The sequence below is a fragment of the Bacillus mycoides genome, assembly GCF_001757995.1.
Classification (GTDB): Bacteria; Bacillota; Bacilli; order Bacillales; family Bacillaceae_G; genus Bacillus_A; species Bacillus_A mycoides_B.
In genome coordinates, this window is sequence record NZ_LXLV01000003.1 from 17,299 (window position 1) to 33,651 (window position 16,353).

General features: G+C 40.5%; 13 protein-coding genes and 1 other annotated feature. All 13 genes read left to right on the forward strand.

Annotated elements, in window-relative coordinates; all coding sequences use genetic code 11:
- Positions 1-45: 45 nt before the first annotated feature.
- Positions 46-579 (forward strand): transcription termination/antitermination protein NusG, encoded by a 534-nt coding sequence (gene nusG, locus BWGOE10_RS00475; protein ID WP_002009795.1) that lies wholly within the window; start codon positions 46-48, stop codon positions 577-579.
- Positions 580-747: 168 nt separating this feature from the next.
- On the forward strand, positions 748-1,173 hold the full coding sequence (rplK, locus tag BWGOE10_RS00480) for a 50S ribosomal protein L11 (RefSeq protein WP_001085872.1): 426 nt from the start codon (positions 748-750) through the stop codon (positions 1,171-1,173).
- A gap of 180 nt (positions 1,174-1,353) precedes the next feature.
- Entirely contained in the window at positions 1,354-2,046 is a 693-nt protein-coding gene (gene rplA / locus BWGOE10_RS00485) for a 50S ribosomal protein L1 (RefSeq protein ID WP_002009792.1), read from the forward strand.
- 49 nt (positions 2,047-2,095) lie between these two features.
- Positions 2,096-2,241, forward strand: a sequence feature (ribosomal protein L10 leader region).
- Positions 2,242-2,280: 39 nt separating this feature from the next.
- A complete protein-coding gene (gene rplJ / locus BWGOE10_RS00490; RefSeq protein ID WP_002009790.1) occupies positions 2,281-2,781 on the forward strand; it encodes a 50S ribosomal protein L10 in 501 nt (166 codons plus the stop codon).
- Between the two features lie 67 nt (positions 2,782-2,848).
- Positions 2,849-3,208 (forward strand): 50S ribosomal protein L7/L12, encoded by a 360-nt coding sequence (rplL, locus tag BWGOE10_RS00495; protein WP_002009788.1) that lies wholly within the window; start codon positions 2,849-2,851, stop codon positions 3,206-3,208.
- A 76-nt stretch (positions 3,209-3,284) separates the two neighbouring features.
- On the forward strand, positions 3,285-3,884 hold the full coding sequence (locus BWGOE10_RS00500) for a class I SAM-dependent methyltransferase (RefSeq protein ID WP_070140530.1): 600 nt from the start codon (positions 3,285-3,287) through the stop codon (positions 3,882-3,884).
- Positions 3,885-4,175: 291 nt separating this feature from the next.
- Positions 4,176-7,709 (forward strand): DNA-directed RNA polymerase subunit beta, encoded by a 3,534-nt coding sequence (gene rpoB / locus BWGOE10_RS00505; RefSeq protein ID WP_002115309.1) that lies wholly within the window; start codon positions 4,176-4,178, stop codon positions 7,707-7,709.
- Positions 7,710-7,746: 37 nt separating this feature from the next.
- Complete coding sequence (gene rpoC / locus BWGOE10_RS00510) at positions 7,747-11,358, forward strand: DNA-directed RNA polymerase subunit beta' (protein WP_070140531.1); 3,612 nt, start codon at positions 7,747-7,749, stop codon at positions 11,356-11,358.
- Between the two features lie 113 nt (positions 11,359-11,471).
- The gene (locus tag BWGOE10_RS00515; protein WP_070140532.1) at positions 11,472-11,720 is read left to right on the forward strand and encodes a ribosomal L7Ae/L30e/S12e/Gadd45 family protein; all 249 of its coding nucleotides are present in this window, start codon (positions 11,472-11,474) and stop codon (positions 11,718-11,720) included.
- 114 nt (positions 11,721-11,834) lie between these two features.
- Positions 11,835-12,257, forward strand: coding sequence for a 30S ribosomal protein S12 (gene rpsL / locus BWGOE10_RS00520; protein ID WP_001142341.1), 423 nt, complete (start codon positions 11,835-11,837; stop codon positions 12,255-12,257).
- Between the two features lie 29 nt (positions 12,258-12,286).
- Positions 12,287-12,757, forward strand: coding sequence for a 30S ribosomal protein S7 (rpsG, locus tag BWGOE10_RS00525; RefSeq protein WP_001137492.1), 471 nt, complete (start codon positions 12,287-12,289; stop codon positions 12,755-12,757).
- Positions 12,758-12,963: 206 nt separating this feature from the next.
- A complete protein-coding gene (fusA, locus tag BWGOE10_RS00530) occupies positions 12,964-15,042 on the forward strand; it encodes an elongation factor G (protein WP_070140533.1) in 2,079 nt (692 codons plus the stop codon).
- Between the two features lie 117 nt (positions 15,043-15,159).
- Complete coding sequence (tuf, locus tag BWGOE10_RS00535) at positions 15,160-16,350, forward strand: elongation factor Tu (RefSeq protein ID WP_002113319.1); 1,191 nt, start codon at positions 15,160-15,162, stop codon at positions 16,348-16,350.
- The last annotated feature ends 3 nt before the right edge of the window (positions 16,351-16,353 follow it).

The window sequence follows — 16,353 nt, forward strand, 5'->3', positions numbered from 1 at the left end:
CAAAAAAATGTACGTCAGGGAGGGAAGGACGCTCGTCCTAAATGAATGGAAAAAAGTTGGTATGTTGTCCATACTTATTCTGGATATGAAAATAAAGTAAAAGCAAACCTAGAGAAACGTGTAGAATCAATGGGTATGCAAGATAAAATTTTCCGTGTTGTTGTCCCGGAAGAAGTAGAAGTAGAAATGAAAAATGGTAAAGAAAAAATAACGAAAAGAAAAGTGTTCCCAGGTTACGTATTAGTAGAACTAATCATGACTGACGATTCTTGGTATGTTGTTCGTAATACGCCAGGTGTAACAGGCTTTGTCGGTTCTTCTGGTTCAGGATCTAAACCATCGCCTCTATTAGAAGAGGAAGTTGTTACCATCATGAAGCATATGGGAATGGACAATGAAGTGGTTGATTTCGAATTTGAACTTCATGAAACAGTGCGTGTAAATGAGGGGCCATTCGCGGATTATACAGGTGCGATTGAAGAAATTGATGTGGAAAAGAAAAAAGTTAGCGTGCTTGTAGACATGTTCGGTCGGGAGACTCCGGTTGAACTTGATTTCCATCAAATTGAAAAATTATAAAATGAAACTTGAAATGAATTGTAAAAAGTGATAATATCTTTTAAGTCAGTACGTCTTCGGTAACGGAGACGTTTTTTGAAAAAGATTTTATCATTATGATAAAATATGAAGTGGGAGGGCAAATCACTGCCCAATTGACCACATCACGGACTTAAGGAGGTGTGTCTCGTGGCTAAAAAGGTAATTAAAATGGTAAAACTTCAGATTCCTGCAGGTAAAGCTAATCCAGCTCCGCCGGTTGGTCCAGCATTAGGACAAGCAGGTGTTAACATCATGGGCTTCTGTAAAGAGTTTAACGCTCGTACAGCTGATCAAGCTGGTCTTATCATCCCTGTTGAAATTACGGTATTTGAGGACCGTTCATTCACTTTCATTACTAAAACTCCTCCTGCTGCTGTTCTTCTTAAGAAAGTAGCTGGTATTGAGTCTGGTTCTGGTGAACCAAACCGTAATAAAGTGGCAACTGTTAAGCGTGATAAAGTACGCGAAATCGCTGAAACTAAAATGCCTGACCTAAACGCTGCTAGCGTAGAAGCTGCAATGCGTATGGTTGAAGGTACTGCGCGCAGTATGGGCATCGTTATCGAAGACTAATTCGATTTGTTTTTTGTAAAAAAGGTTGCGGGTCTGGAATTCCAATTCGCAACCTTTATTATCGTAAATGATTATCATTTTTAAATAAATGGATGGGCGCACATCCTCGGGGGTTCCCGGAATGAAGGCGTAAACGTGGGAGGTTATTCCGCTAAAACCACATTCAAGGAGGAAACAAACATGGCTAAAAGAGGTAAAAAGTACGTTGAAGCTGCGAAGCTTGTTGATCGTGCATCTGCTTACTCTGCAACAGAAGCAGTAGAATTAGTAAAGAAAACAAACACAGCTAAATTTGATGCAACTGTAGAAGCTGCATTCCGTTTAGGTGTTGACCCTAAGAAAGCTGACCAACAAATTCGTGGTGCAGTTGTTCTTCCACACGGTACTGGTAAAGTGCAACGTGTATTAGTATTCGCTAAAGGCGAAAAAGCAAAAGAAGCTGAAGCTGCTGGCGCTGAATTCGTAGGCGATGCTGATTACATCGGTAAAATCCAAAAAGGTTGGTTCGATTTCGATGTAGTAGTAGCAACTCCTGACATGATGGGTGAAGTTGGTAAACTTGGTCGTGTATTAGGACCTAAAGGTTTAATGCCAAACCCTAAAACTGGAACAGTTACTTTCGATGTAACTAAAGCTGTTAACGAAATCAAAGCTGGTAAAGTTGAATACCGCGTTGATAAAGCTGGTAACATCCACGTTCCAATCGGTAAAGTATCTTTCGAAGATGCTAAATTAGTAGAAAACTTCAAAACAATTGCTGACACGCTACAAAAAGCTAAGCCAGCTGCTGCAAAAGGTACTTACATGAAGAACGCAACTGTTGCTTCTACAATGGGACCTGGCGTGCGCGTAGACGTTTCTACACTTGCGTAAAAATTGGAAGTTGACTTCATAAAGAAGTTTTAATATAATCATTTATGTTGTGAATTTTAATAGTGTACCGTAGACAGTAGGAGTCGATTCGACTTAATTTCCTACCTAGGTGTTAATATACGAAGCGGAATCTTTTTTCTGTGACTATATGCCTCCATGTCTACAAGTTGGGCATGGAGGTTTTTAGTGCACTTTCGGTACATCTTCTATATAATCTACAGGAGGTGTAATAACATGAGCAAAGTAATCGAAACTAAACAACAAGTTGTAACTGAAATCGCTGAAAAACTTCGCGCGAGTAAATCTACAATTGTTGTTGACTACCGTGGTTTAACAGTTTCTGAAGCAACAGAATTACGTAAAAACTTACGTGAAGCTGGCGTTGAGTTCAAAGTTTACAAAAACTCTCTAACTCGTCGTGCTGCAGAGTCTGCTGAAATGGCTGAGTTAAACGAATTCTTAACAGGACCAAACGCAATCGCGTTCAGTAACGAGGATGTAGTTGCTCCTGCGAAAGTATTAAACGACTTCGCTAAAAATCATGAAGCTTTAGAAATTAAAGCTGGCGTAATCGAAGGTAAACTTGTAACACTTGATGAGGTTAAAGCTATCGCTACTCTTCCATCACGTGAAGGCTTACTTTCTATGCTTCTTAGCGTTCTTCAAGCTCCAATCCGTAACCTTGCACTTGCTACTAAAGCAGTTGCAGATCAAAAGGAAGAGCAAGGCGCTTAATTTTTTAAAAGATAATTACTTGTTATCTATAAAACAATACAAACCTATTTAAGGGAGGATATTTACAATGACTAAAGAACAAATCATTGAAGCAGTTAAATCTATGACTGTATTAGAACTTAACGACTTAGTAAAAGCTATCGAGGAAGAATTCGGCGTAACTGCTGCTGCTCCTGTAGCTGTAGCTGGTGGCGCTGGTGAAGCTGCTGCTGAGCAAACTGAATTTGACGTAGTACTTGCAAGTGCTGGCGCTCAAAAAATCAAAGTTATCAAAGCTGTACGTGAAATCACTGGTCTTGGCTTAAAAGAAGCTAAAGAATTAGTTGACAACACTCCAAAAGCAATCAAAGAAGGCGTTACTAAAGAGGAAGCTGAAGAAATGAAAGCTAAACTTGAAGAAGTTGGCGCTGCTGTAGAAGTTAAGTAATTAACTTTTGGTGCTTTAAAAAAAGCTCGCTCTCATGCGAGCTTTTTTTTTAACTGTAAAGAAAAGAGGTGGCCATATGGCAGACCATTATTTTTCTAACGACCCTTCTAGTAAAAGTGATCGTAAACGATGGGAAGTTACACTTCGTGAATCTCGATTTACTTTTTTATCTGACCATGGGGTGTTCTCGAAAAACGAAGTGGACTTTGGTTCTCGTCTTTTAATTGAAGCGTTTCAAATGCCAGATGTTAAAGGTAATGTGTTAGACGTAGGATGTGGGTACGGTCCAATCGGTTTGTCGTTAGCGAAAGAGTTTCAAAATCGTGAAATTCACATGGTGGATGTGAATGAAAGGGCCTTGGGACTTGCAAAAGAAAATGCCGCTAATAACAGAATTGAAAATATACGTATTTTGCAAAGTAGTGTCTATGAAAATGTAGATGGCAAGTATGCTGTTATTCTATCTAATCCTCCAATTCGTGCTGGTAAAGATATCGTGCATGAGATTTTAGAAAAGGCTGTGGAGTATTTAGTTTCAGGTGGAGAATTGTGGATTGTTATTCAAAAGAAACAAGGTGCGCCATCTGCGCTGAAAAAACTAGAAGAAGTATTTTCTAAAGTTGAAGTTGTAGAAAAGAAAAAAGGATATTATATCATAAAATCAAAAAAGCGTTGACGGTTATTTTTGGCTATGTTAACATTATACAATGCCAATATATGATTTTCTGCGTTGAGAAAGATGTATATTTTTGTTTCTCTTGGAAAAGATAGTAAAATCAGCAGATTATGAAACAGAATGATGGTTTTCTTATAGAAGCCATTTTTCTTTTTTGAGCAGGTAGAAAGACTCAACGTATCTATCTTTAAGAGAAAAAAACTACGCTAATAGCAGTAGTTGTATTTATTTGTGATTTTGCACAAATTTTTTTGTGTGTTTATAATACTCATGATTTGAGGGGTGAAGCAGTTGACAGGTCAACTAGTTCAATACGGACGCCACCGCCAACGAAGAAGTTATGCCCGTATTAGTGAAGTATTAGAGTTACCAAATCTTATCGAAATTCAAACCTCTTCTTATCAGTGGTTTCTTGATGAGGGTTTGCGAGAAATGTTCCAGGACATTTCTCCGATCGAAGACTTTACGGGAAATCTATCGCTTGAATTTATCGACTACAGCTTAGGTGAACCTAAATACTCTGTAGAAGAATGCAAAGAGCGTGATGTGACGTATGCAGCACCACTTCGTGTAAAAGTGCGTCTAATCAACAAGGAAACTGGTGAAGTAAAAGAACAAGATGTGTTCATGGGAGATTTCCCACTCATGACAGAGACTGGAACATTCGTAATTAACGGTGCAGAACGTGTTATCGTTTCCCAGTTAGTTCGCTCTCCAAGCGTATACTATAGTGGCAAAGTGGATAAAAACGGAAAACGTGGTTTTACTGCTACTGTAATTCCAAACCGCGGAGCTTGGTTAGAGTATGAAACAGATGCTAAGGATGTTGTATATGTGCGTATTGACCGTACGCGTAAACTTCCTGTAACTGTTTTGTTACGCGCATTAGGGTTTGGCTCTGATCAAGAAATCACCGAGCTTTTAGGTGATAACGAATACTTAAGCAATACGTTAGAAAAAGACAACACAGATAGCACAGAAAAAGCATTGCTTGAAATTTATGAGCGTCTACGCCCTGGTGAACCACCAACAGTAGAAAATGCAAAGAGCTTACTTGTGTCTCGTTTCTTTGATCCGAAGCGCTACGATTTAGCAAATGTAGGTCGCTATAAGATCAACAAAAAGCTACACATTAAAAACAGATTGTTTAACCAACGTTTAGCTGAAACACTGGTGGATCCAGAAACTGGTGAAATTTTAGCGGCAGAAGGAACAGTCTTAGATCGTCGTACACTGGATCGCATTCTACCTTACTTAGAGAAAAACATTGGATTCAAAACAGCGAAACCAATGGGTGGAGTGGTAGCAGGCGATGTTGAGCTGCAATCTATTAAGATTTACGCTCCAGAATCAGAAGGCGAACGATCTATAAACGTAATTGGGAATGCAAATATTACTCGTGATATAAAACACATCACACCAGGTGATATTCTTGCTTCTATTAGCTACTTCTTTAACTTGCTATATAAAGTAGGGGATACAGATGATATTGACCACTTAGGAAATCGTCGTCTGCGCTCTGTAGGAGAGTTACTACAAAACCAATTCCGTATCGGTCTTTCTCGTATGGAACGTGTTGTTCGTGAGAGAATGTCGATTCAAGATACAAATGCAATTACACCACAAGCGTTAATTAACATTCGCCCGGTTATTGCATCTATTAAAGAGTTCTTCGGAAGTTCTCAGTTATCTCAGTTCATGGATCAAACAAACCCATTAGCAGAGTTAACTCACAAACGAAGACTATCTGCATTAGGACCCGGTGGTTTAACGCGTGAGCGCGCAGGCTTTGAAGTACGTGACGTTCACTACTCTCACTATGGTCGTATGTGTCCAATCGAAACACCAGAGGGACCAAACATCGGTTTGATCAACTCATTATCTTCGTTTGCGAAAGTAAATGAGTTTGGTTTCATTGAAACGCCATACCGTCGTGTTGACCCAGAAACTGGTCTTGTAACAGGGCAGGTTGATTATTTAACAGCAGATGAAGAAGATAACTATGTTGTAGCCCAAGCGAATATGAAATTATCTGAAGTAGGGGAATTCCTTGATGAAGATATCGTAGCTCGTTTCCGTGGTGAAAACATTGTCACAAATAAAGAACGCATCGACTACATGGATGTATCTCCAAAACAAGTAGTGTCGGCAGCGACAGCTTGTATTCCGTTCTTAGAAAACGATGACTCTAACCGCGCACTTATGGGAGCGAACATGCAACGTCAGGCGGTTCCGTTAATGAATCCGGAATCTCCGATTGTAGGTACAGGTATGGAGTACGTATCAGCAAAAGACTCAGGTGCTGCAGTAATCTGTAAACACCCTGGTGTTGTTGAACGCGTAGAAGCACGTGAAGTTTGGGTACGTCGCTATGTAGACGTTGACGGTCAAACAGTAAAAGGCGACTTAGATCGCTACAAAATGCAAAAATTCATTCGTTCTAACCAAGGAACTTGTTACAACCAGCGTCCAATCGTAAGTGTTGGAAATGAAGTTGTAAAAGGTGAAATCCTTGCGGATGGTCCTTCTATGGAATTAGGTGAACTAGCACTTGGACGTAACGTGCTTGTTGGCTTCATGACTTGGGACGGTTATAACTACGAGGATGCGATCATTATGAGTGAGCGCCTTGTAAAAGATGATGTGTACACTTCTATTCATATTGAAGAATATGAGTCAGAAGCTCGTGATACGAAGCTTGGACCAGAAGAAATTACACGTGACATTCCAAACGTTGGGGAAGATGCATTACGCAACCTTGACGAGCGTGGTATCATTCGCGTTGGTGCGGAAGTAAAAGATGGAGATTTACTTGTTGGTAAAGTAACACCTAAAGGTGTAACAGAATTAACAGCTGAAGAACGTCTATTACACGCTATCTTTGGAGAGAAAGCACGTGAAGTACGTGATACATCACTACGTGTACCACACGGTGGTGGCGGTATTATCTTAGACGTAAAAGTATTCAACCGTGAAGATGGCGATGAATTGCCACCAGGCGTGAATCAACTTGTACGTGCATATATCGTTCAAAAACGTAAAATTTCTGAAGGCGATAAGATGGCCGGTCGTCATGGTAACAAAGGTGTTATTTCCCGTATTTTACCGGAAGAAGATATGCCTTACTTACCAGATGGTACGCCAATCGATATCATGTTAAACCCATTAGGGGTACCATCTCGTATGAATATCGGTCAGGTATTAGAGCTTCATCTTGGTATGGCAGCAAGATACCTTGGTATTCACATTGCAACACCGGTATTCGATGGTGCTCGTGAGGAAGATGTATGGGGCACAATTGAAGAAGCTGGTATGGCAAATGACGCGAAAACAGTCCTGTATGACGGACGTACTGGTGAGCCATTCGATAACCGCGTATCTGTTGGTGTCATGTATATGATCAAACTTGCGCACATGGTTGACGATAAACTTCATGCTCGTTCTACTGGACCATACTCACTTGTAACGCAGCAACCTCTTGGAGGTAAAGCTCAGTTCGGTGGACAGCGTTTCGGTGAGATGGAGGTTTGGGCACTTGAAGCTTATGGTGCTGCTTATACTCTTCAAGAAATCTTAACAGTGAAGTCTGATGATGTTATTGGACGTGTTAAGACGTATGAAGCAATTGTTAAAGGTGAAAATGTTCCAGAACCAGGCGTTCCTGAATCATTCAAAGTATTGATTAAAGAACTGCAAAGTTTAGGTATGGACGTTAAAATGATGTCTATCAACGATACAGAAATTGAAATGCGTGATACGGAAGATGACGATGATCATCAATCAGCAGATAAATTGAATGTTGAAGTTGAGACAACTAAGGAATAATTGGGATAACCTGTAGACTAAAAGGGAGGTAGGCCCCTTGATAGATGTAAATAACTTTGAATATATGAAGATTGGACTTGCTTCACCTGACAAGATTCGTTCTTGGTCATACGGTGAAGTTAAGAAACCAGAAACAATTAACTATCGTACGTTAAAGCCTGAAAAAGATGGCTTGTTCTGTGAGCGTATTTTCGGACCACAAAAGGACTGGGAATGTCATTGCGGAAAATATAAACGTGTACGTTATAAAGGTGTAGTTTGTGATCGATGTGGCGTTGAAGTAACGCGTGCAAAAGTTCGTCGTGAACGTATGGGTCATATCGAATTAGCTGCTCCTGTATCTCATATTTGGTATTTCAAAGGTATCCCGAGCCGCATGGGACTTGTCTTAGACATGTCCCCTCGCGCGCTTGAAGAAGTAATTTATTTCGCTTCTTATGTTGTAACAGAAAGTGGAGATACACCACTTGATAAGAAGCAATTACTTTCTGAAAAAGAATACCGTGCATATCGTGATCGATATGGCAGCACATTCCATGCTGCTATGGGTGCAGAAGCGATTAAAAAACTACTGCAAGACATCGATTTAGATAAAGAAGTAGACTTCTTAAAAGAAGAATTAAAAACAGCACAAGGACAACGCCGTACTCGTGCTATTAAACGTCTAGAAGTATTAGAAGCATTCCGTAACTCTGGAAATCACCCATCTTGGATGATCTTAGATGTTCTTCCAGTTATCCCACCAGAACTACGCCCGATGGTACAGTTAGATGGTGGACGTTTTGCTACTTCTGACTTAAACGACTTATATCGTCGTGTAATTAACCGTAACAACCGTTTAAAACGTCTATTGGACTTAGGTGCACCAAGCATCATCGTTCAAAACGAAAAACGTATGTTACAAGAAGCTGTAGACGCATTAATCGATAATGGTCGCCGTGGCCGTCCAGTTACTGGACCAGGTAACCGTCCATTAAAATCACTATCTCACATGCTTAAAGGTAAACAAGGACGTTTCCGTCAAAACTTATTAGGTAAACGTGTTGACTACTCTGGCCGTTCTGTAATCGTTGTAGGACCGAACTTAAAGATGTACCAATGTGGATTGCCGAAAGAAATGGCGCTTGAATTGTTTAAACCTTTCGTTATGAAAGAGTTAGTTGGAAAAGGATTAGCACACAACATTAAGAGTGCTAAACGTAAAATCGAGCGTGTACACCCTGAAGTTTGGGACGTTTTAGAATCTGTGATCAAAGAGCATCCGGTACTTCTAAACCGCGCACCAACACTTCACCGTCTTGGTATCCAGGCGTTTGAACCTACATTAGTAGAAGGTCGTGCAATCCGTCTTCACCCACTTGTATGTACTGCATACAACGCGGACTTTGACGGTGACCAAATGGCGGTTCACGTTCCGTTATCATCAGAAGCACAAGCAGAAGCGCGTATTCTTATGTTAGCGGCACAAAACATCTTGAATCCAAAAGACGGAAAACCAGTTGTTACTCCATCTCAGGATATGGTATTAGGTAACTATTACTTAACACTTGAGCGCGAGGGTGCAATCGGTGAAGGTATGGTCTTCAAAGATGCAAACGAAGCAATACTTGCATACCAAAATGGATATGTACATCTGCACACACGTGTTGCAGTTGCTGCGAGTTCGGTAAATAATGTAACGTTTACTGAAGAGCAAAAGAGTAAGCTTCTATTAACAACAGTTGGTAAATTAATATTTAACGAAATCTTACCAGAGTCGTTCCCTTATATTAATGAACCAACAAACTCAAACCTTGAAAAAGAAACACCAGCGGAATATTTCGTTGAAAAAGGTGCGAACATTAAAGAAATTATTGCTAGTCGCGAAGAAGTGGCACCATTTAGCAAGAAAATCCTTGGTAACATTATTGCGGAAGTATTCAAACGTTTCCAAATTACTGAAACATCTCGCATGCTTGACCGTATGAAAAACTTAGGATTTAAATACTCTACAAAAGCTGGTATTACAGTTGGGGTATCAGACATTCTTGTATTAGGTGAAAAAGATGAAATTCTCCATGAAGCACAAGCAAAAGTAGATAATGTAATTAAACAATTCCGTCGTGGTTTAATCACGGAAGAAGAACGTTACGATCGCGTTATCTCTATTTGGAGTAATGCAAAAGATGTTATCCAAGGAAAACTGATGAAATCCTTGAATAAACGCAATCCAATCTTCATGATGAGTGATTCCGGTGCCCGTGGTAACGCATCGAACTTTACTCAGCTTGCTGGTATGCGTGGTCTGATGGCCAATCCATCTGGTCGTATCATTGAGCTTCCGATCAAATCAAGTTTCCGTGAAGGTTTAACAGTACTTGAGTACTTCATCTCTACGCATGGTGCGCGTAAAGGTCTTGCCGATACAGCACTTAAAACTGCCGATTCTGGTTACTTAACACGTCGTCTTGTAGACGTTGCACAAGATGTAATTGTTCGTCAAGATGATTGTGGAACAGATCGTGGTTTACTAATTGGTGCGATTAAAGAGGGTAATGAAGTTATTGAGTCACTATATGATCGTCTTGTTGGACGTTTTGCAAGAAAAACTGTAAAACATCCTGAAACAGGTGAAGTATTAGTTAGTGAAAACCAATTAATTACTGAAGATATCGCTCATATCGTTGAAAATTCGGGTGTTGAAACTGTAAATATCCGTTCAGCGTTTACGTGTAATACTCGCCACGGTGTATGTAAGAAGTGTTACGGTCGTAACTTAGCAACTGGTACAGACGTAGAAGTAGGAGAGGCGGTAGGTATTATCGCAGCTCAATCTATTGGTGAGCCAGGTACACAGTTAACGATGCGTACGTTCCATACAGGTGGGGTTGCCGGAGATGATATCACACAAGGTTTACCTCGTATCCAAGAGATCTTCGAAGCTCGTAATCCGAAAGGTCAGGCAGTTATCAGTGAAATCGACGGTGTTATCGCAGCGATCAACGATGTTAAAGATCGCCAAGAAGTAGTTGTACAGGGTGAAGTTGAAGCTCGTACGTATGCTATTCCTTACGGTGCTCGTCTGAAGGTAACTCTAGGACAGCCAATTAGCCACGGTAAAGAGTTAACAGAAGGTTCTATTGATCCGAAAGAATTACTAAAAGTAACGGACATTACAGCCGTTCAAGAATACTTATTACGTGAAGTTCAAAAAGTATACCGTATGCAAGGGGTAGAAATTGGTGACAAACACGTAGAAGTAATGGTACGTCAAATGCTACGTAAAGTTCGTGTAAGTGACGCGGGTGAAACAGATGTATTACCAGGAACATTACTAGATATCCATCAGTTTACTGATGCGAATGCGAAGGTGTTACTGAAAGGTAAACAACCAGCAACAGCTAGACCGGTTCTACTTGGTATTACTAAAGCTTCACTTGAAACTGATTCGTTCTTATCTGCAGCATCGTTCCAAGAAACAACTCGTGTTCTAACAGATGCAGCAATTAAGGGTAAACGCGATGAGCTTCTAGGATTGAAAGAAAATGTTATTATCGGTAAGCTTGTTCCTGCTGGAACAGGTATGAATCGTTATCGCAAAGTGGATCTTGTAAAAACAATACAAGATAACATGAATGTAGAAAACGATGAAGTTTATGTGGAACAGTAAAATTTTCCGTCGTAAATTTTGTATAAAAACAGCTAATCCTAGTTGACATTGTATGAGTCAAAATGTTACTATAATCAAGGTTGCTCCTGAACGATGCTTTGGAGGATATTTATATGTCTTATCAAAAAGTGTCAAATGCTGAAAATGTAGTCGTTGGTCATAAACGAACATTGGAAGCAATCAAAGATGGTATAGTTAAAGAAGTTGTCATTGCGGAAGATGCTGATGTGAGATTAACTCATGTTATCATTCGTACTGCCTTGCAACATAACATACCCATAACCAAAGTTGAATCAGTTCGTAAGCTTGGAAAAGTTTCGGGGATTCAAGTGGGAGCTTCAGCAATAGGAATAATAAGTTAAAACTGTTTTTGTGAGGAGAGAGCATTTGCTCTTCCTTGCAAAAACTTTGTTTTCAACTAATAATGAACCACCTGGATATGTGGTCATACAAACATGCGAAGGGAGGATAATCAAATGCCTACTATTAACCAATTAGTGAGAAATGGTCGTACTGATAAAGTATGGAAGTCTAAATCACCTGCGTTAAACAAAGGTTTTAACTCTTTAAAGAAAAAATCAACTGATATCTCTGCACCTCAAAAACGTGGTGTATGTACTCGTGTTGGTACAATGACTCCGAAGAAACCGAACTCAGCGTTACGTAAATACGCTCGTGTACGTTTAACAAATGGTATTGAAGTTACAGCTTACATCCCAGGTATCGGTCATAACCTACAAGAGCATAGCGTAGTATTAATTCGCGGTGGTCGAGTAAAGGATTTACCAGGGGTACGTTACCACATCGTTCGTGGTGCGCTTGATACAGCTGGTGTTGACAAACGTATGCAAGGACGTTCTAAATATGGTACTAAGCGACCAAAACCTGCTAAAAAATAATAAACTTATAATGAAAGGAGGAACTCAATATGCCTCGTAAAGGACCTGTTGCGAAACGTGACGTGTTACCAGATCCAATGTACAATTCTAAACTTGTAACACGCCTAATCAACAAAATGATGGTTGACGGTAAAAAAGGTAAATCTCAAACAATTCTTTATAACGCTTTCGATATCGTTCGTGAACGTTCAGATAAAGAACCAATGGAAGTATTCGAGCAAGCTCTTAAGAACATCATGCCTGTTCTTGAAGTACGCGCTCGTCGTGTTGGTGGTGCTAACTATCAAGTTCCAGTTGAGGTTCGTCCAGAACGCCGTACAACTTTAGGTCTTCGCTGGTTAGTAAACTATGCTCGTCTTCGTGGTGAAAAAACTATGGAAGAGCGTCTAGCTTACGAAATCTTAGATGCAGCTAACAACGCTGGTGCATCTGTTAAGAAACGTGAAGACACTCATAAAATGGCAGAAGCTAACAAAGCATTTGCTCATTACCGTTGGTAGGATTCAACGTAAAATAAATGTAAGCATAAACCGCTTTATTTGTCGCTTATGGAAGTGTGGAGAGGGAGAATGCCTCTCCCTTTCGTTGGGCGCTCGTTTTACATAATGAGGGTACTGGACACTGGCATATGTAACAATATAAAGTGGCTTTTTTGCTACTTAAAATAAAATAATCCAATCCATATATGGAAGGAGCAAGACACCAAATGACTAGAGAGTTCTCTTTAGAAAACACTCGTAATATTGGTATCATGGCTCACATCGATGCTGGTAAAACAACAGCAACTGAGCGTATTCTGTATTATACAGGACGTATTCATAAAATCGGTGAAACTCATGAAGGTGCATCTCAGATGGACTGGATGGAGCAAGAGCAAGAGCGTGGTATCACAATTACTTCTGCTGCAACTACAGCTCAATGGAAAGGTCACCGTGTAAACATCATTGACACTCCAGGACACGTAGACTTCACAGTAGAAGTAGAACGTTCTTTACGCGTACTTGATGGTGCGGTAGCAGTACTTGATGCACAATCTGGTGTAGAACCACAAACAGAAACTGTTTGGCGTCAGGCTACTACTTACGGTGTACCTCGTATCGTATTCGTTAACAAAATGGATAAGATTGGTGCAGATTTCTTATACTCTGTAGGAACAATCCACGATCGTTTACAAGCAAACGCACATCCAATTCAGTTACCAATCGGTGCTGAAGATGAGTTCAATGGTATCATTGACCTTGTTGAAGAGTGTGCTTACATGTACGGTAACGATTTAGGAACAGACATCGAGCGTGTCGAAATTCCTGAAGAGCACAAAGAATTAGCTGAAGAATACCGTGGAAAACTTATTGAAGCGGTAGCTGAGCTTGATGAAGAAATGATGATGAAGTACCTAGAAGGTGAAGAAATCACTGTAGAAGAGCTTAAAGCTGGTATCCGTAAGGCTACAACTTCTGTAGAATTCTTCCCAGTAATCTGTGGTTCTGCATTCAAAAATAAAGGTGTTCAAATTCTGTTAGACGCAGTTATCGACTACCTACCATCTCCATTAGATGTACCTGCTATTAAAGGTACTCTTCCGGATACAGATGAAGCTATCGAACGTAAGTCTAGCGATGAAGAACCATTCGCAGCTTTAGCATTCAAAATCATGACTGATCCTTATGTTGGTAAGTTAACGTTCTTCCGTGTGTACTCTGGTGTGTTAAACTCTGGATCATACGTGAAAAACTCAACTAAAGGTAAGCGTGAGCGTGTAGGTCGTATCCTACAAATGCACGCTAACAGCCGTGAAGAGATTTCAACAGTTTACGCTGGTGATATCGCTGCTGCTGTAGGTTTAAAAGATACTACTACTGGTGATACTCTTTGTGATGAGAAGAGTCTTGTTATCCTTGAGTCTATGGAATTCCCAGAGCCAGTTATCTCTGTAGCTATCGAACCAAAATCTAAAGCTGACCAAGATAAAATGGGTACAGCATTATCTAAGCTTTCTGAAGAAGATCCAACATTCCGTGCTCACACTGACCAAGAAACTGGCCAAACAATCATCGCTGGTATGGGTGAACTTCACCTTGATATCATCGTTGACCGTATGCGCCGTGAATTCAAAGTGGAAGCAAACGTTGGTGCTCCTCAGGTAGCATACCGTGAGACTTTCCGCGCTGCTGCGAAAGTTGAAGGTAAGTTCGCTCGTCAATCTGGTGGTCGTGGACAATTCGGTCACGTTTGGATTGAGTTTGAACCTAATGAAGAAGGTAAAGGTTTTGAATTCCAAAACAAAATCGTCGGCGGTGTAGTTCCACGTGAATACATCCCAGCTGTTGGAGCGGGTCTTGAAGACTCACTTAAAAATGGTGTACTAGCTGGTTATCCACTAGTTGACATCAAAGCTGCGTTAGTTGACGGATCTTACCATGATGTCGATTCATCTGAGATGGCGTTCAAAATCGCTGCATCTATGGCGCTTAAAGCTGCGGTTTCTAAATGTAGCCCAGTAATTCTTGAGCCAATGATGAAAGTTGAAGTTGTAATTCCTGAAGAGTACATGGGTGACATTATGGGCGACGTAACATCTCGTCGTGGACGTGTAGAAGGTATGGAAGCTCGCGGTAACGCACAAGTTGTTCGCGCTATGGTTCCACTTTCTGAAATGTTCGGTTATGCAACGGCATTACGTTCTAACACTCAAGGACGCGGAACATTCTCAATGACATTTGATCATTATGAAGAAGTACCGAAGTCTGTTTCTGAAGAAATTATTAAAAAAAATAAAGGTGAATAATTGATTTTTATCGATTGTTCAAGTATAACTACTTATGTAAGCTTAGAAAGTGAGGCTTAAGTTTCACTTTCTAGTCTAAATATAAAATAACCTATATAAACTAAGGAGGAATTTAGAATGGCTAAAGCTAAATTCGAACGTTCTAAACCCCATGTTAACATCGGTACAATCGGCCACGTTGACCATGGTAAAACTACATTAACTGCTGCGATCACTACAGTTCTTGCAAAAGCTGGTGGTGCTGAAGCACGCGGATACGATCAAATCGACGCTGCTCCAGAAGAAAGAGAGCGCGGAATCACAATCTCAACTGCACACGTTGAGTACGAAACTGAAACTCGTCACTATGCACACGTTGACTGCCCAGGTCATGCTGACTATGTTAAAAACATGATCACTGGTGCTGCTCAAATGGACGGCGGTATCTTAGTAGTATCTGCTGCTGATGGCCCAATGCCTCAAACACGTGAGCACATCCTTCTTTCTCGTCAAGTAGGTGTTCCTTACATCGTTGTATTCTTAAACAAATGCGACATGGTAGATGACGAAGAATTATTAGAATTAGTAGAAATGGAAGTTCGCGACCTATTATCTGAATACGGATTCCCAGGCGACGATATTCCTGTAATTAAAGGTTCTGCTCTTAAAGCTCTTCAAGGAGAAGCTGAGTGGGAAGAAAAAATCATCGAATTAATGACTGAAGTTGATGCTTACATCCCAACTCCAGAACGTGAAACTGACAAACCATTCTTAATGCCTATCGAGGATGTATTCTCTATCACAGGTCGTGGTACAGTTGCAACTGGTCGTGTTGAGCGCGGTATCGTTAAAGTTGGTGACGTAGTAGAAATCATTGGTCTTGCTGAAGAAAATGCTTCTACAACTGTAACTGGTGTAGAAATGTTCCGTAAGCTTCTTGACCAAGCTCAAGCTGGAGACAACATCGGTGCTCTACTTCGTGGGGTTGCTCGTGAAGACATCCAACGTGGACAAGTTCTTGCTAAAACTGGCTCTGTAAAAGCACACGCTAAATTCAAAGCTGAAGTTTTCGTATTATCTAAAGAAGAAGGTGGACGTCATACTCCATTCTTCGCTAACTACCGTCCTCAGTTCTACTTCCGTACAACTGACGTAACTGGTATCATCCAATTACCAGAAGGTACTGAAATGGTAATGCCTGGTGACAACATCGAAATGACTATCGAACTTATCGCTCCAATCGCTATCGAAGAGGGAACTAAATTCTCTATTCGTGAAGGTGGACGTACAGTAGGTTACGGTGTAGTTGCTACAATCGTTGCTGAGTAGTCT